The sequence below is a fragment of the Paenibacillus sp. FSL F4-0097 genome, from assembly GCF_038593125.1.
GTDB classification, from domain to species: Bacteria; Bacillota; Bacilli; order Paenibacillales; family Paenibacillaceae; genus Paenibacillus_AQ; species Paenibacillus_AQ odorifer.
On the sequence record NZ_CP151965.1, the window covers coordinates 1,594,308 to 1,612,460 of the forward strand.

Annotated in this window: 12 protein-coding genes; all 12 read left to right on the plus strand. The window is 45.9% G+C overall.

Going from position 1 to position 18,153, the window contains the following annotated elements:
• Positions 1–2: 2 nt before the first annotated feature.
• The 12 genes from MHH86_RS07005 to MHH86_RS07060 all read left to right on the plus strand — a co-directional run bounded on the left by MHH86_RS07005 (position 3) and on the right by MHH86_RS07060 (position 17,899).
• The gene (locus MHH86_RS07005) at positions 3–884 is read left to right on the plus strand and encodes a carbohydrate ABC transporter permease (RefSeq protein ID WP_036675818.1); all 882 of its coding nucleotides are present in this window, start codon (positions 3–5) and stop codon (positions 882–884) included.
• A 61-nt stretch (positions 885–945) separates the two neighbouring features.
• Positions 946–2,559 carry an ABC transporter substrate-binding protein gene (locus MHH86_RS07010; protein WP_051490876.1) on the plus strand — a complete coding sequence of 538 codons (1,614 nt, stop codon included), beginning with the start codon at positions 946–948 and terminating at the stop codon, positions 2,557–2,559.
• A gap of 57 nt (positions 2,560–2,616) precedes the next feature.
• Positions 2,617–4,098, plus strand: coding sequence for a glycoside hydrolase family 32 protein (locus MHH86_RS07015; protein WP_076098904.1), 1,482 nt, complete (start codon positions 2,617–2,619; stop codon positions 4,096–4,098).
• A 21-nt stretch (positions 4,099–4,119) separates the two neighbouring features.
• Positions 4,120–5,013, plus strand: coding sequence for an ROK family protein (locus MHH86_RS07020; protein WP_076098903.1), 894 nt, complete (start codon positions 4,120–4,122; stop codon positions 5,011–5,013).
• Between the two features lie 86 nt (positions 5,014–5,099).
• Positions 5,100–8,903: a GH32 C-terminal domain-containing protein gene (locus MHH86_RS07025; RefSeq protein ID WP_052096862.1), complete on the plus strand. Its 3,804-nt coding sequence runs from the start codon at positions 5,100–5,102 to the stop codon at positions 8,901–8,903.
• A 298-nt stretch (positions 8,904–9,201) separates the two neighbouring features.
• Positions 9,202–10,203 carry a LacI family DNA-binding transcriptional regulator gene (locus tag MHH86_RS07030; protein WP_036675812.1) on the plus strand — a complete coding sequence of 334 codons (1,002 nt, stop codon included), beginning with the start codon at positions 9,202–9,204 and terminating at the stop codon, positions 10,201–10,203.
• Between the two features lie 21 nt (positions 10,204–10,224).
• Positions 10,225–11,205, plus strand: a complete 981-nt coding sequence (locus tag MHH86_RS07035) for a BadF/BadG/BcrA/BcrD ATPase family protein (protein ID WP_036675810.1) — start codon at positions 10,225–10,227, stop codon at positions 11,203–11,205.
• A gap of 43 nt (positions 11,206–11,248) precedes the next feature.
• Positions 11,249–12,547, plus strand: a complete 1,299-nt coding sequence (locus MHH86_RS07040; protein ID WP_076316715.1) for a 6-phospho-beta-glucosidase — start codon at positions 11,249–11,251, stop codon at positions 12,545–12,547.
• A gap of 24 nt (positions 12,548–12,571) precedes the next feature.
• Positions 12,572–13,498 carry an ABC transporter permease subunit gene (locus MHH86_RS07045; RefSeq protein ID WP_036675807.1) on the plus strand — a complete coding sequence of 309 codons (927 nt, stop codon included), beginning with the start codon at positions 12,572–12,574 and terminating at the stop codon, positions 13,496–13,498.
• A 59-nt stretch (positions 13,499–13,557) separates the two neighbouring features.
• Positions 13,558–14,448 (plus strand): carbohydrate ABC transporter permease, encoded by an 891-nt coding sequence (locus tag MHH86_RS07050; RefSeq protein ID WP_076098900.1) that lies wholly within the window; start codon positions 13,558–13,560, stop codon positions 14,446–14,448.
• Between the two features lie 33 nt (positions 14,449–14,481).
• A complete protein-coding gene (locus MHH86_RS07055) occupies positions 14,482–16,128 on the plus strand; it encodes an extracellular solute-binding protein (protein ID WP_076316716.1) in 1,647 nt (548 codons plus the stop codon).
• Between the two features lie 37 nt (positions 16,129–16,165).
• Entirely contained in the window at positions 16,166–17,899 is a 1,734-nt protein-coding gene (locus MHH86_RS07060) for a family 10 glycosylhydrolase (RefSeq protein WP_076224194.1), read from the plus strand.
• The last annotated feature ends 254 nt before the right edge of the window (positions 17,900–18,153 follow it).

Here is an 18,153-nt window from a genome sequence, read left to right on the forward strand (position 1 = left end):
CTATGCCCATTAAACATTCCGGATTAGATCGCTTTATCGTCGTGCTTAACGCGATCTTCCTGACGCTGGCCGTACTTATCATTGTACTTCCTTTGATTTATGTAGTGATTGCATCTTTTATGGATCCATCAGTTCTGCTCAGTAAAGGATTATCATTCAACCTTTCGGATTGGTCATTAGAAGGGTATATAAAAATTCTTTCTAATCCGGCCATGATCCGAGGTTTTGGAAACTCTGTTTTATACTCTGTTTCATTTGCTATGCTTACCGTTCTCGTCTCTATCTGTGCAGGGTACGCACTGTCTGATGACAGGCTCAAAGGAAAAGGATTCTTCATGACCTTGTTTATTATCACCATGTTCTTTGGGGGTGGGCTTATACCAACCTATCTGCTCGTTAAGAATCTTGGTCTGCTTGATACAGTCTGGGCGGTGATTATTCCAGGGGCAGTTAATGTATGGAACATCATTCTCTCTAGAACTTTCTTCAAAGGAGTACCGAATGAAATGAAGGAAGCCGCTAATGTAGACGGAGCTTCGGAGATGCGGATCTTCTTCAGTGTCGTATTACCGCTCTCCAAACCGATTGTTTTCGTGCTCGCTCTTTATGCCTTTGTGGGCCAATGGAATTCCTATTTTGACGCGATGATCTATTTAGATAATCCGAATCTTCATCCACTGCAGCTCGTGTTGCGTTCCATCTTGATCCAGAATCAGGTAGATCCGGGCATGATCAGCGATCAACTCGCCATGGCGGAAATGAAACGATTGTCTGAAATCATCAAGTACGCTGCCATCGTTGTTTCCAGTTTGCCACTTATTGTTATGTATCCGTTCTTCCAGAAGTACTTTGAAAAAGGTGTTATGGTCGGTTCCCTTAAGTAGGAAACAGGCTGCACATAGATAAAGATTAATTCATTCATATCTAATTTGGAGGTCATACCCTATGAAAAGAATTAAGAAATCAAGAGTATCAACGAAAGTAGCTTCTGCATCTGTACTTGCTTCGTTTATGTTCCTTACTGCATGCGGTGGCGGAGGAGGAGGGGGAAGTGCGGCTAGTAAAGAACAGGACGCCAGCGGTAAAGTAACTTTGAACTTTATTACGCAAAGCTCTCCACTTGCACCAGTTGATCCAAATGAAAAACTGATTAATAAGCGTCTTGAAGAAAAGACGAATGTTCATATTAATTGGAAGAATTTCACGAAAGACGTATTTGTTGAAAAAAGAAACTTGGCTGTGGCAAGCGGTGATCTTCCTGATGCGATTTTTAATGCGGACTATAGCGACTATGAGCTGCTCAAGCTTGCTAAAGACGGTGCCATTATTCCGCTGAATGATCTCATCGAGAACAATATGCCCAACTTCAAAAAGGTGCTGGAAGAAGCACCGGAATACAAGAGTATGATTACGGCACCAGACGGTAATATTTATGCCTTTCCGTGGATCGAAGAGCTGGGCAATGGCAAAGAAAGAATCCAGGCGGTAGACAGTATGCCTTGGATCAATGTGGAATGGCTTGAGAAGCTGGGCCTTGATATGCCTACGACAACAGAAGAATTAAAAGAAGTATTAATTGCATTCAAGACAAAAGATCCAAATGGCAACGGTAAGGCTGACGAAATTCCTCTGTCCTTTATTAACAAGCCTGGAGCAGAAGATCTGGTTTTCCTATTTGCTTCGTTCGGATTGGGTGAGAACCCTGACCATGCGGTTGTGAGCAATGATGGAAAGGTAATATTTACGGCGTCACAAGATGACTACAAAGAAGCCGTTTCTTTTATTAACGAGCTGTATAAAGAAGGACTCATTGATATTGAAGCCTATACACAGGACTGGAGTACTTACCTTGCAAAAGGGAAGGATCAGAGATACGGACTTTACTTCTCATGGGATAAAGCCAACATCACTGGAGCAAATGACACTTACGAGGTTATGCCTCCGCTTGCTGGACCAGATGGTGAAGTTAACGTAACAAGAACGAACGCGCTTGGTTTGGGCAGAGGCAAGATGGTTGTTACTAGCGCCAATAAGAACTTAGAAACGACAGCGAAATGGGTTGATCAACTCTACGATCCGATTCAATCTGTACAGAACAACTGGGGAACGTATGGAGACGATAAACAGCAAAATATCTTCGAATTTGATAAAGAAAAAGAAATGCTGAAACATTTGCCGCTGGAGGGTGCAGCTCCTGTAGAACTACGTGAGAAAACAAGTGTCGGTGGACCATTAGCTATCCTTGATTCCTATTATGGCAAATTCACAACCATGCCGGATGATGCCAAAGGCAGAATGGATATTATCAAGAACATCATGGCGCCAAAAATGAAAGCAGAAAACGTAATGCCGAGTGTATTCCACTCCATTCAAGAGCTTGATCGCCTAACGACAATTGAGACGGATCTTTTTGCCTACGTGCTTAGAATGCGTACTGAATGGTACCAAAACGGTAAAGTTGAAGCGCAGTGGGATGAATACCTGAAAGAATTGGACCGTCTGGGCTTGCAAGAATGGCTTGAAATTAAACAAGGCGGCTATGACAGAGCAAGCAAATAATAAACTATAAATAATATACGGTAAAGACCGTGTTCGGGAGTAAAGGAGAAAACAATAATGTCTACGATTGCGAAACAAAATTACCGCGGAGTGTATCATTTTTCGCCTAAGGAAAAGTGGATGAATGATCCAAACGGAATGGTTTATTTTGAGGATGAATATCATTTGTTTTTTCAGCACCATCCAGGTGGAATGACTATGGGCGCTATGCACTGGGGCCATGCGGTCAGTAAGGATCTTGTTACATGGGAGGAGCTGCCTATCGCTCTTGCTCCAGATGAATTAGGTATGATTTTTTCCGGCAGTGCCGTAGTCGACTGGAACAATACGACTGGATTTTTTGAAGATAAACCAGGTCTAGTAGCAATTTTTACACACCATTTGGATATGCCGGAAGGCAAGCCAGCCATTCAGCGTCAAAGCTTGGCCTATAGTAAAGATAACGGAAGAACCTGGACGAAATATGATGGGAATCCGGTACTTGAACATGATACATTCATTGATTTCCGTGACCCGAAAGTATTTTGGAATAAAGATACTAATAAATGGGTGATGATTGTAGCTTGTGGCCAAACGGTGTGTCTATATCATTCTTCTGATCTGATGAACTGGACATTTGCCAGTGAATTCGGAGAAGGAATCGGTTCTCATGACGGGGTATGGGAATGCCCGGACTTGTTCCCGCTGGCCATTGATGGCGATCCTTCGAACACGAAATGGGTGATGCTAGTGAGCATCGGTGCGGATCCCGCTTTTGTGGAAGGATCAAGAACACAGTATTTTACAGGGGATTTTGATGGAGAAGTGTTCACGCCAGATGAAGATTCGATTAAAGTTCGCTGGCTTGATTATGGAAGAGATAACTATGCAGGTGTAAGCTGGTCCGATATACCGGCTGAGGATGGAAGAAGACTATTTATCGGCTGGATGAGCAACTGGATGTATGCTAACAAGACGCCAGCAGAAGAATTCCGTGGTGCGATGACAATTGCAAGAGAACTTCAGCTCGAATCAAGACAAGGGGGAACTTTTCTTGTGCAGAAGCCGGTACAAGAGTTGGAATCAGCTCGTGTACAAGTCCTTTCTATAAAAAATGCAACGGTGCAAGAAATCAATACTCTTCTTAAAGAGATTCGCTTGGAATCTTATGAGATTATAGCTGAGTTCACTCGGGGTAAATCTGTAGGTTTCAAAGTAAGAATTGGTGCGGATGAACAAACAGTGATCGGTATCAACGGTGACACAGAGGAACTTTATGTAGACCGGAAGGCTTCGGGCCAGCATGATTTCCATGAACATTTCGTAGGACATCATTCAGCCAAACTCGCAGCGCTTGATGAGTCAAATGATCTCCGTATTTATGTGGATTGCTCTTCCGTTGAGGTGTTTAGTAATGGAGGTCAGGCAGTAATTACGGATCTTATATTCCCTGGACTAGAATCTAAAGGTATTGCTGTATTTGCAGAAAATGAGAATGACTTGCTGATTTCCCTGGATATCTATGAGCTTACTCTCTCTGCTGAGCAAGACAAGAATTAGTCACCGAGAGGAGTCTTGTATATGCGTATAGGAGCGATTGAAGCTGGCGGGACGAAGTTTATATGTGGCATCGGGAATGAAAATGGGATCATTGAAGATCAGATCAGTTTCCCGACAGAACATCCTGAGTTGACGTTGCCCAAAGTTATTCAATATTTTCAAGACAAACCAGTAGAAGCTATCGGAATTGGATCGTTTGGTCCAATCGATATACGCCCAGATAGCCCGACGTATGGTTACGTTACAACAACACCAAAACCAGGTTGGGAAAATTACGATATGCTGGGCACTTTGAAAAGATACTTTTCGGTTCCCTTTGGCTGGGACACGGACGTCAATGCAGCGGCATTTGGTGAAGCCAAATGGGGCGCTGCCCAAGGGTTATCCAGCTGTTTGTACTATACAGTTGGCACGGGTGTTGGTGTGGGAGTGTATTCAGAAGGCAAACTTATTCATGGTCTTGTGCATCCTGAAGGGGGTCATGTTCTTACAAGACGCCATCCTGAAGATGAATTCCCAGGGGGATGTCCCTATCATGGGGACTGCCTAGAAGGGATGGCGGCAGGTCCTGCTATTGAAGCAAGGTGGGGGAAGAAGGGACATGAACTTCCTATAGATCACCTTGCATGGGAAATGGAAGCATTTTATATTGCGCAGTCGATTACGGGTGCTATATTGCTTAACTCTCCTCAGAAAATCATTCTGGGTGGTGGTGTTATGCAGCAATCACAATTGTTTCCACTTATTCGGCAGGCCGTGCTTCAGAACCTGAACGGTTATGTTAGCTCAAGTACTATTTTAGAACACATAGATGAGTATATCGTTCCACCAGGTCTAGGCCAACAGGCGGGATTATGTGGTGCTCTGGCTCTTGGACTCACAGCACTGGAAAGTCAGATTTCTGCTCAATTGTAAAAGAATATAGAGAGGAGGTCAGTGCAGTAATGAATTGGCCTCCTTCTTGTTTTTCAATATTAATGATAGAAAAGAGGCTGAAGAAGATGAAAAATAAAGGAAAATTAGTTTTGTCCTTTCTCATGGCAACAGGATTTGTTATGACTTCAGCAGGCATTTATGTAGCAAATCCCGGTACTGGGTGGGCTGCGCCCGCTGATCAGGAGGTAAGTAAACAAGCTAAGGAGGGGCTTTCTATTTTTGAAAGCGTAACCAAAACAAACACAAACTTGACAGGTTGGCAAATAAAAGGAAAAGGTAAGTTGGCGGATACTGTTGAAGGGATTTTACTGACTTCCGATCCACAAGAAAATGTAATGGCAATCTCCGAAACGGTGTCAGAGGATTTTATCTATGAAGCTGATGTCATGATCAAGGATATGCAAGTGGACGCGACCTTATTGTTCCGTTCTAATGAAGATGGCTGGGGTTCCTACATGCTCCAAATTGTTCCGAATGCAGGTATGATCCGCTTACGAGACGCAAGTGATGGTGAAGGGAAATTAAAAGAGGAGCGGAAGGTTACTGTTAAGGCAGGAGAGATCTATCATCTCAAGGTAAAAGCAGAGGGTTCATCACTGAAAGTATATTGGGACAACGAATATAAATCTGTGATTGAGGTTCAGGATCATGCGTATCGTACTGGTAAGCTAGGGCTCAATGTATGGAATGGTTCTGTTTTGTTCCAAAATATTATCGTAAGCGACCTGAAAGGAAATCTGGGTGCTGTGGTTACAAATAAAGGACAATGGCAGCCTAATATCAACGGCAAAAAAGGAATGGCAGTAAACCAGATGAAGTCACAGCAAATTTATAATAAACAAGCTGCTGATTTTGTATATGAAGGAAATATATCTCTTCGTCCTGATTCTGTTGCAGCGCTCGCATTTCGTTCATCGGCTGATGGAACAAAGGGATATGAAGCATCCCTGACAAAGGAAGGAAATCAGGTTCGTGTAAGTTTGACGAAAGCTAACGGAGCAACAATTGCAAGTTCACAGCAAACCTATCCAAGTCAGACCGGAGCAAAACATCATGTAGAGATAAAGGCGAAGGGAAACAGAATTCAGGTCTTCCTAGACGGATACACCCCGGCTGCGATCGATCTAACAGATAAAACCTATACCGATGGATATGCAGGAATCGTCGTTAAACAGGGAACGGCTTACTTCCAGGATACCTATGTGACGGATGCCAGCAGTTATTATAATGAAAAATATCGTCCTCAATACCACTATACGCCAATTCGTGGTTCTGCCAGTGATCCTAACGGACTTGTCTACTTCGATGGAGAATATCATCTATTCCATCAGGACGGAGGCACATGGGCACATTCTGTCAGTAAAGATATGCTGAACTGGAAGCGCCTTCCGATTGCGCTGCCGTGGAATGATCATGGGCATGTCTGGTCTGGATCAGCTGTGGCAGATTTGACGAATGCATCAGGTTTGTTCGGGGATTCAGGAGGCAAGGGGCTGATTGCCTACTACACTTCCTATAATCCCGATGGCCCGAATGGGAATCAGCGTATCGGTCTTGCATACAGCAAGGACCAAGGTCGTACTTGGGAATATTCCAAGACGCGTCCTATGGTTATCGGAAATCCAGGCGATAATGGAGGGCAGCCCGGAGGTTGGGATTTCCGTGATCCGAAAGTGATTCGTGATAACGACAATAACAGATGGGTAATGGTTGTATCCGGTGGAGATCATATTCGTTTCTTTACTTCAACAAATCTACTTGATTGGACCCTAACAGATAGCTGGGGATACGGGGAATATGTTCGCGGCGGTGTATGGGAATGTCCGGATTTGCTTCAGCTTTCGGTAGACGGAACATCACAGAAAAAATGGGTTCTGATGATTAGTACAGGAGCGAATTCAAAAACAGGCGGATCAGATGCTGAATATTTTGTGGGTCATTTAACAGCGGAAGGTAAATTCGTTAATGATAATCCAGCAGGGAAAGTTTTGCGAACAGATTTTGGAAAAGAATTCTACGCTTCAATGTCTTTTTCGAACATGCCAGATCATCGCAGCGTAATGATGGCGTGGATGACAAACTGGGACTATCCGTTTGCTTTTCCAACAACCCATTGGAAAGGCGTACTGTCAATCCCAAGAGAAGTCTCATTAGTAACGACAAAAGATGGGATTCAGCTCGCTCAAAGTCCGATCAAGGAGTTGGAATCGCTGCGTAATCAGCTGTATTCTACTGCTAACAAAGAGGTGAGTCCTTCTTCTCAGAATCTATTGAAAGGGGTTACCTCTGGTGCATACGAAATTGAAGCTGAAGTAGAAATTCCAGCAGGTAGTCAGGTTAGTGAATTTGGCTTTAACGTTCGTGTAGGGGGAAGTCAGCAAACGGTTGTTGGATATAAACCTAGTGAGGGTCGGATTTTCGTGGATCGGTCTGCATCTGGTTTGACGGATTTTTCGAATCTATTTAGTACAAGACATGAAGCGGCAATGCAAACGGAGAACAAGCGAGTTAAGCTGCGTATCCTTGTAGATGAGTCTTCTGTTGAGGTTTTTGGCAACAACGGTAAAGTTGTTTTCTCTGACGTCATTTTTCCGGATCCAGCCAGCAGAGCTTTGAGTTTTTACACCAAAGGAGGCAACGTAAAAGTCGTATCTCTGAAGGTGAATCAGTTAGGCTCTGTATGGAATCAGGAGACGGGCTCAGCTACCAAGATAATGATGGATACAAGTGATCGCGAACTGAGCAAGGGGCAAAGCGACATACTTTTGGCGATGGTAGAGAATGGTACCGGTAATGGGGCACAGCCGCTTAAATGGAATTCCAGTAACAAGGATGTAGTTGAACTAAACGTGGTGGATAAATCCCAGGCAACCCTTGTAGCTAAAAAAGAAGGCGAGTCTATCATTACCGTCTCTACTCCAAATGGGAAGACATCAGCTAGCTTATTAGTTAAGGTATCTGGGGGTGAATTTCATACGAACTTAAGCGGGTGGACTAAAGATCTATCTGCAGCCTCCTGGGTCATTGGTGAAAATGGGATTCGTGGAAATTACTTGAGTGACGCGAATTATATCGCAGAGAAGCAGGCAGGAGATTTTACTTATGAAGCAGATATGATGTTAGGGAAATCCGGAGGAGCAGGCTCTATGTTGTTCCGTGCCAGCGAAGATGGACGCAGCGGATACTACTTAAATCTGGATCCGAATATGAAGTCCATCCGTCTGTTTTATAAAATCGACGGCCGTATTGAAGAGCGTCAGATTCTAGCAAAAGTTCCGACGTTCATTCAGCCGGGTCAAACCTACAAAGTGAAAATCGAAGCGAAGGGCCCGCATATCGTGGTTTATGTGGATGGGCAGAAAGTCATCGACCTCCAGGACGGCACATTTGCCGAAGGCCGCTTTGGACTACATGTATTTGGCGGAAATGCTTCATATCAAAACGTTAACGTGAGCGGAGAAACACCTGCCAATTTAACCACTTCCAGTCTAGTAAATGCAGAACTACAGAAATCCCTTTATACAGCAAATCTCGCAAATGGTGAAGCTGTTACACTGAAGGATGCAAATGATTCTACGGATCAGAAGTGGGTATTCGTGCCGACGGGGGACGATGCAGGTTCTTATTCTATTCGTACAACAGCCGGTCAGGCGCTTGATCTCGACACAGGGCAAAATAAAATCCAGTTATACCCTTATCTTGGATATAACAATCAGCGTTGGATTTTTCACAAGAATGATGATGGTACCGTAAGTATTATTTCTGCTCATCATAAGAAAGCGCTGGAAGTATCGGCGGATGGGACGACACTGTCTCTAAGCGAGCTTGATCCTACTCTTGATCGACAAAAATGGGTAATTACCAATTAACCTGAGGAAGATAGAAGCAAGGGAAGGGGGGAATAGCGTGTCTAAAAAGCAACTTGTCTGCGGATGAGTTGCTTTTTGTTTTGGCTGCATTTTATGTATTGACGGATATTGGAAATGTAAGTAGAATGTAAATTAGTTAAAACCTTAAAACTTTTGTAAAGAATTTTGGTGTTCTTGATAAAGGCAAAGCTGACATTCAGTGTGCAATTTTCAATCAGAACATAGAAATATCACGAAAGGTAAGGTTTTTTTATTTACCTAAAAAGTTTAATCGTTTAAACTTTCGGGTGACGGAGGTATGGAAGCTAAGATGAATATACATGATGTAGCCAAAAAGTCGGGACTCTCTGTAGTGACCGTATCCAGGGTGCTTAACAATTTACCCTCTGTACGGGAAGCTAATAGACAGAAAGTGCTGAAAGCTATGGAGGAATTGAATTATCAGCCCAATTCAGCAGCGCGGAGTCTTGTGAGGGGCAAAACGGGAGTCATCGGGATGTCGATTACCAACTTTAACGACTCTTTCTATGACCGGGTTATTCGCGTGGTGAACCGGAAGCTGGCAGCGCAAGGGTATTTTTTAGCCCTATCGATCGCCGAGAATGAGGATGAGGGCGACAATTTCCTGTTTCAGAAGGATCGCGTTGACGGAATTATCCTGTTGTCCCCACTTGAAGAAAAGGCATATGTAGAGGAACTGAAAAGAAAAAACATTCCGTTTGTATTGCTGGATAACCAGTTTCAGCATGAGGATGTGCCTAGCGTCGTGGTCGATAACTATCAAGGCGGGTATGAGGCTACAAAGCACTTGATCGATCTTGGGCACACTCAAATTGCCTATATTGGCGGCCCTTCGGTATTTCTAAGTGTAGCGGAGCGAAAGCGAGGTTATGTCCAAGCGCTCGAGGATGCCGGGTTAACGCCATTCGGAACGGAATACTGCAGCTTTACAGTAAGCGGCGGCTATGAGGTGGCCAAGAGATGGATCCGCGAAGATAAGCTGCCGACAGCTTTTTTTTCGGGGGACGATTTTATTGCTCTTGGAATGGTTCAGGCTCTCCGGGAAGAGGGAATTCGAGTACCCCACGATATCTCAATTGTTGGATTTGATGATCAGCAGTTCGTAGGTGAATTTTACCCGCGGTTGACGACGGTCAGACAACCTGAGGCACAAATGGGCAATATAGGCGTTGATTTACTACTAAAAATGATCAATGGGGAGGTGATGCCGCCCGCTGTAACGAAGCTCGCTCCGCAGCTACTCATTCGTGAATCCACCGCATCTGTTAGATTACCTTGAATTTTAGGAGTGAAATCATCCGTGAAGTATTTTTTGGGAGTTGATGCAGGAGGCAGTAAAACCCACGCAATGATTGCAGATGAACAAGGGAAGGTCATCGGAGTTGGCAAGGGTGGGATCGGAAATCATCAAATAAACCGTGAGCAGGCGGTGAACAGTTTGCAGCAGGCCCTATCGGAAGCAATTATGGCGTCAGGGCTGACCAAGGATCAGCTGGATTACTCCTGGTTCGGCTTAGCGGGAGCGGACAGAGAGGCTGATTTCCGGATTTTGCGACCGATCATCAGCAGCTTTGATCTTCCCCAAACTGAGATTTCCTGCGATACATGGATAGCCTTGCGGTCAGGTACAGAGAAGAACTACGGGATCGTGCTGATTTGCGGATCGGGCGTGAACTGTAGTGGTAAAAATCCGTTGGGTGCTACATACCAATGTGGTGGATTCGGCTACCGGTTCGGGGATTATGGCGGTGGCTATGATTTAAGTATTGAGGTATTCCGTAGCGTCCTTCGGGCGGATGAGGGAAGAGAGAAGGAGACGGTCCTAACCGAACGCTTAACGCAATTGTTGGGCTATTCCAATGTGTCGGAATTAAGAGAGGATTACCTGGATCATTTCAGAGACCTGCCTCCCCATATTGCTGAACTATTATTTCAAGCGGCAGAGGAAGGGGACCAGGTTGCCACCGAGCTGCTGGTCAAGCAAGGGGATGAGCTGGGTTTGGCCGCGGTATCGGCCATCCGTCGCTTGGGCATGGAGGAGGACTTCTTCGACATCGTACTTGCAGGCAGCCTGCTGACAAAGGGAGACCGCTCAGGCATCATCCGGCGGGCCATTGAGAGAAGAGTGAAGTTGTCGGCTCCGAATGGCACTTTAAGGATTTTGACCCGGGAGCCGGTTGTAGGATCGGTCGTTCTGGCTATGGAAAGCAGCGGTATGCGTGTAGATCAGAAGGTTCTAGATAATCTATCACAGGGGAAAGTACCGAACACAATAGGCTAGTTTTTATAAGACCAAAATGAAAAAGATGAAGGAAGGGTCTATCATGGAGGAAACATTGAAGCTGGTTGTCATCGGAGCGGGATCATCGTATACGCCTGAGCTTATTGAAGGCATCATCCTGCATCACCAAGAGCTTCCCATCCGCGAAGTATGGCTGGTGGATATTGAGGAGGGAAGGGAGAAGCTGCATACGATTGCAGAACTGAGCAAACGCATGATCGCTGAGTCCGGACTGCCGATTACCGTGGTCCAGACGTTTGAACGCAGGGAAGCCATTGCCGGAGCGGACTTTGTATGCACGCAAATCCGGGTAGGCATGCTGGAAGCGCGCAAATGGGACGAATTAATTCCGCTTCAATACAATGTCATCGGCCAGGAGACGACAGGTCCCGGAGGGATGATGAAAGGCCTACGGACCATCCCGGTCATTCTGGATATTTGCAAAGACATTGAGGAGCTGGCTCCGGATGCCTGGTTGCTGAATTTTACGAATCCGGCCGGTATGGTGACTGAAGCTGTTCACAAATACTCATCGGTAAAAAGCGTAGGATTGTGCAACTCACCGATCGGTTTTCAAAAGTGGCTCTCCGAGTTCTTCGGACTTCCTATGGAGAAGATCTACGCGGAGTTTGTCGGCATCAACCATCTGCACTGGGTATCCGATATCGTGATTGACGGTAAAAGCAAGCTGCAGGAGCTCATTGATTACCCGCAGAGCTACAAGGCGAGCAATGTGCCGTTTGATTCCTGGGACTACCGGTTTCTGAATGCTTTGAAAGCGATTCCCTCTTATTACCTGAGCTATTACTATATGACGGACGCGATGCTTGCGGAACAGAAGGAAGCAGCAGCAACGACTGGATCGCGCGCTGAGGTAGTGAAGAAGGTGGAGGAAGAGCTGTTTGAACTGTACCGGAACGTAGAGCTGAAGGAAAAGCCCAAGCAGCTGGAACAGCGCGGCGGAGCCTACTACTCGGAGGCGGCAGTGCTGCTGATGCGCTCCATTTATAATGATTCCCGCGATATCCAGACGTTGAATGTAAGGAATAACGGAATTATTGACTTCTTGCCGGACGATGCCTCCATTGAGGTGAATTGTATGGTCACCAAGCAAGGTCCGCTGCCGATTCCGATGCGCATAATTCCCCAGCCCGTAAAAGGCTTGCTGGCTGCAGTCAAACAATACGAGAGCCTCACCATCGAAGCGGCTGTGCATGGAGACCGGGATATAGCCCTGCAGGCTATGGTTCATCATCCGCTCGTGCCTTCGGTCACCGTAGCTGAACAACTGCTGGATGAAATGCTGGAGAAGAACAAATCGTTGTTGCCGTTGTTTCACTAGAATCGTCCAGAGGAGGAAAAGCGGATGAACACGGCCGAGAAACCGCGTAGATGGAAGAAATTTATCAGTCAATTGGATTTGCAGTCCATGGTTTGGCCGGGAATTATCTTTGTATTCATTTTTAGCTACATTCCGATGTATGGCGTGGTTATGGCATTCCAGCAATACGATATTTTTGGCGGCATTATGAAGAGCCCATGGGTTGGATTTATGCATTTCAGAATGTTCTTCGAGGCGCCGGAGTTCTGGAATGTGATGCGAAATACCCTTGTGATCAGCTTGCTTAAATTGATTATCTCTTTTCCTGCCCCGATTCTTCTTGCGCTGATGCTGAATGAAATCGGGAATATGGGCTTTAAACGCATTATCCAGACCGTCAGTTATTTACCTTATTTCCTGTCCTGGGTTATAGTATCCGGTTTTGTATTTTCGCTGTTATCCGTTGACAACGGGACGGTGAACTATGTGCTGGAGCGATTCAATCTGGTAGGGGAACCAGTTAACTTCCTGGCGTTACCCAAATACTTCTGGTCGATTCTAGTAAGCGTAAATGTGTGGAAAGAGGTCGGATTCGGGAGCATTGTCTACCTGGCCGCGATTGCAGGCATTGATCCAACCCTATATGAGGCCGCTTCTATAGATGGAGCAAGCCGGTTTAAGCAAATTCACTTGATTACACTCCCCAGCATTACCCCCATTATCATCATCTTTATGATTCTTGCCATCGGCAGTCTGCTCAGTGCGGGCTTCGAGGACATTTTGCTGCTGGCAACCAATCCAATTCTGCGACCCTACTCCGATGTTATCGACACCTATGTGTACCGTGTTGGGATTTTAAATGCCAGATTCTCTTATGCGACAGCGGTAGGGCTATTCAAGGCGGTGATCAGTGTCATTCTGCTAGTGACGGCCAACAAAATCGCTCGCCGGGCAGATGTTAGTCTCTGGTAGTACTACTACTCATAGCGAATGCTTCCGATGCTCCATAAACCTTTTAGGAGGGGTGAACAATGAGACTAAGCCTAGGCGACAAAATCATGCAGCGGAGTATTTATATCCTTTTGACGCTGCTGGCGTTACTCATGCTATACCCGTTTTGGAATGCGCTGGTCATTTCCTTTAATCTAGGGAGCGATACTGCGCTCGGTGGTGTAACCTTGTTACCGAGAGCTTTTACTCTGGAAAATTATTATATTGTGTTTCAGGATCAACGCCTGCTGAATTCTTTTCTGATCACCATTCTTAGAACGTTATGCGGCACGGCATTGTCTGTCTTTTTCACGGCACTGTTAGCCTACGGAATGTCCAAGAAGACATTGCTATTTCGAAAACAATATATGGTGTTCTTCATGATTACGATGTTCTTCAGTGGAGGGCTCATCCCTAGTTATTTACTAGTTCGCTCTTTGGGTATGCTGGACACCTTTTGGGTGCTGATTATCCCCGGCATCATCAGTGTCTGGAACATGATTGTCATCCGCACCTTCTTCCACGCTCTGCCGGAGGGGTTAGAGGAATCGGCCAAAATCGACGGCAGCAGCAACTACGGCATTTTTTTCCGAATCGTCATTCCCGTCTCCGGCCCGGTGCTGGCCACGATTGCCTTATTCACCGCAGTAGGTTACTGGAATGACTGGTTTACGGGAGCGATCTATATTACAAAGGATCACTTGCTTCCTATACAGACCCTGCTGCGCCAGATTATGAACTCCAACATCATGACCCAAATAGGCTCATCGAATGCTATCGCGCTGGATCATATGAACCGAAATCGGACGATTACCACGAAGTCACTGACTATGGCTACGATGATGATCGCTACCATTCCAATTATCCTGACGTATCCTTTTCTCCAAAAGTACTTTGTTAAGGGCGTAATGATCGGTTCGATGAAAGAATAGCAGTCTCCATATTATGTAGAAAGAAGGGAAAAGATGCGCAATCGTATGAAATGGGTATCTCTTTTGCTGACTTCACTGGTGCTTCTTCTCGCTGCCTGTAGCGGAGGAGGAAATTCTAACACTTCACCAAACACAAGCGAGAAAAATCTGAATACTGAGGCCGCCACAGATGACGGCAGCGGGATCAAGCCCGTCACCTTCAGCTTCTATGGAAACTATGACTGGCTTACGACATCACCATGGGGGGATAATGAGGCGACAAAATGGATTCAGGAGAACCGTAAGGTTACTATTGAACCCATACAATCCGGAGGAGCGGCCGGAGAAAAGCTCAACACGATGATCGTCGGCGGTGATTTACCGGATGTCATTTTTACTGACCGGGGATCCTCAGTGGAACGGCTGGTGCAGGCAGGACAACTCGTTGCGCTGGATGATTACTATGAGAAGTATCCGAACTTCAAGAAATATGTGAAGGAATCCACCCTGAATTTGCTCCGTTCAGAAGACGGGAAAATCTATCAAATCCCGAACTGGTATACATCCGGGCAATTCGGCAACGGCGGATGGATGGTGAATAAAGATATTTATAACGAACTCGGCAGACCGGCGCTTGAGACCTTTGATGATTTGTATCAATATTTGCTTAAGGTGCAAGAAAAGTATCCGGATGTAGTACCTCTGGAGGTTGGGGAGAAGGGGGCAGGTCTGGAAATTATGTATGGTGGTTTTAAGGAGAACTCCACCAGTAAGTTCATTTCACTCATGGGATATCCGGATGGCGACAAGCTGTCATCTATCTTGGACGATCCCGCTTACGAGGAGATGGTGCTGTATATTAATAAGCTGTATCGTGAACGGCTGATTACGCAGGATGCTCTGCAGCAAACCCAGGATGCGGTCAAAGAAAAGGTCAATACCAACCGGGTAGCAGTCATGGTCGAATCCAATATCACTACGTATGGAGCCGAGGGACACCGGGCACTGACAGCGAATAATCCGGACAGCGGTTATGAGATTATATGGCCGATTCATAAAGCCGGTCTAGACAAAACACAAGTGTTTGTAAGCGGCTTTGAGACGCTGGGTTGGAACGTTAATGTCATTACGAAAAAGGCCAAGGATCCAGAGGCCATCTTCGCTTATTTTGACTGGATTACGGGTCCGGAGGGACAGAGGGTGCTTTTCTTCGGTCCTAAAGGCTTGTACTGGGATGAAGAGGATGCGGACGGAGCGCCAATCCCGAACGAGAAATACAAGACGACTCCTGCTAACGAGCGCACGGAAACGATGCGGAAATTCGAGGACTTTAACTGGGCGGGAAATACGACCTTTATTGATACGGCGAAAATGAGCCTCGAGGCGCTGCTTTCTGCGAACCAGAAGTCCTGGGAGACCGTGGCGCAGTCCACGGTGACCTGGAAAACCGCGTTGGATATCACGGAGTTTGTAAATACCGATCCGATTCCGGATACGGAGATCGGCATCATCGCACAGAATATCGGGGATATTTATACCCTTGCTTACGCCCAGATGGTACAGGCGAAGTCGGATGAAGCGGTGCTGTCGGCGCTGGAGACAGCTAAAAAGAACACCGAAAAAGCGGGGCTGGCTAAGCTGCTTGAATTCAGAACCGAAAAATGGCAGGAAAATGTTAAGAAAATCAACGCGACGAAATAAGACTATTATAAAATTTTATACTTGTGGAGGCGAGATTATGGTATTTGCGTTGAGATCGAGGTTCATAGCACTGTTAAGCATCGTGTTGGTTTCTTCGATAGCCGGTGGTTCCGTTCCTGTTATGGCCGAGGAGGAGAGTAACCCCCCTTTCGAAACGGAAGTTATTGTACGGACCGTAAACCAGTTTAAAAACATGACGGATGTTCAGAATTTCATCGCGCTGTCTACAAGCTATGGCGTCGATGTTATTAGCATGAACGTGAAGCAGGATGAAGATGATGAGGTTCCGTCTGGAAGTGTATTTTATCAGAGTGATATCGCACCAATTGCCCAAGGCTACCAGAATTTCGACGCCCTGCAGGCTGTCATTACGGCAGCCCATGCTGCAGGAATCAAGGTTCATGCCTGGATTCCACAGTTCCATGATCAGCAGGCCTTCCTGGAGCACGATGAATGGCAGATGCAGGCGCTGGTTGACGGGGTTCAGACTCCGTTTACAGGTTCTAACGGCAACGAATACTTCGTCAATCCAATTCACCATGAAGTGCAGCAGTATGAGCGTTCCATCATTCAGGAAGTGATCGAGAATTATGATGTGGATGGCGTTGTGCTGGATTGGATCCGCTTCGATAATTACAACATGGACGTCAGTGATTACACGGTTACGAAGTATCAGGCGCAGTTCGGGTATTCACCGCTCAGCATTGACTTCGAGACGGATTCTCCTCAGAGAGAGCAGTGGAATGAATGGAGGACCGATCAAATTGGACAGTATGTGGGCGATATCCGTCAGGATATCACCCAGTCCTCGAAGCCGGATGTGCAGCTCGGCGTGTATATTTTGCCGCCAGAATTCATTGAAGTTGGGCAGAATGTAGCCAAATTCAAGGATGATATCGACTTTGTTGCACCAATGGCGTACTTTGATGACTGGGAGTTCAACAGTGATTGGGTATACAGCACTTCCTACGGCATCCTGAAGGATACGAGCGACCGGATTAGCGGCAGTGACGTGGAAATTGTTGCGACGCTGGATAATGACTGGACAGATGATCAATATCAGGAGATTTACAAGGGAATCCGCGAGAATTATCCAGGTGTGAAGCGTCTGTCGTTCTTTGCTTACGGGGCCTGGCCAGAAGATGAGCTGGCTAATATCAAAGAACGTGAAACCTGGCCTACGCCAGGCTGGACGCCTCCGGTAGAACAAGACTATCCGGCTCAATTACCAACAGGATGGAAGGCGCGGAATATCGGTTCCATGCCGGGGAACGTTACCTACAATTCTTCCAATAAGCAATTTACACTCAGCAGCAGCTCTACGGATATTTGGGGAAATGGAGATCAACTAAATTATATATACCAATCCGTGCGAGGCAATGCGGAGATTATTGTTAAAGTGCAGTCCACTAGCCGATTGGACGGCTGGGCCAAGGCCGGCATTATGATTCGGGAGTCGCTGGGTCATAATTCGAAGCATGCAGATATGATGCTTACCCCCGAAAATGGGGCAGCCTTCCAGTATCGTGCAGAGACTGCCGGCAATATGGTTGATCAGACTGCGGCTGCCTCGGCTCCAAGATGGCTAAAGCTGACCCGAAGTGGAAATACCTTCAAAGGGGCTATTTCGACGAACGGGAATAACTGGAAAACGGTCGGAACTGTTCAGATTCCGATGAACCGCAAGGTGTATATTGGCATAGCACTTAGCAATCCCGGGGATGACTCGAGGAATAAGGCTGTGTTTGGAAATGTGAAGATTACGGATTAAGCTTAATACAAGGGCACCGGTTCTTCTTTATCCGGGGGAGTTTTCGTTTATCAGGTTAACCAGAAATATCTGGTTAACCTTTTTTATTTCGGTATAAGGTGATGGTGGGGGATAAATCCAATTGAAATCTGAAATGAATATAAAGCTGCTAAATCTGGTGGTATATTTAATGCAGCTAATTTTATAATATAGCTAATTCTATAATGCAGTTTAGCTTATTAATAATAGTCTTTGAGAATAACTTATACAGAATA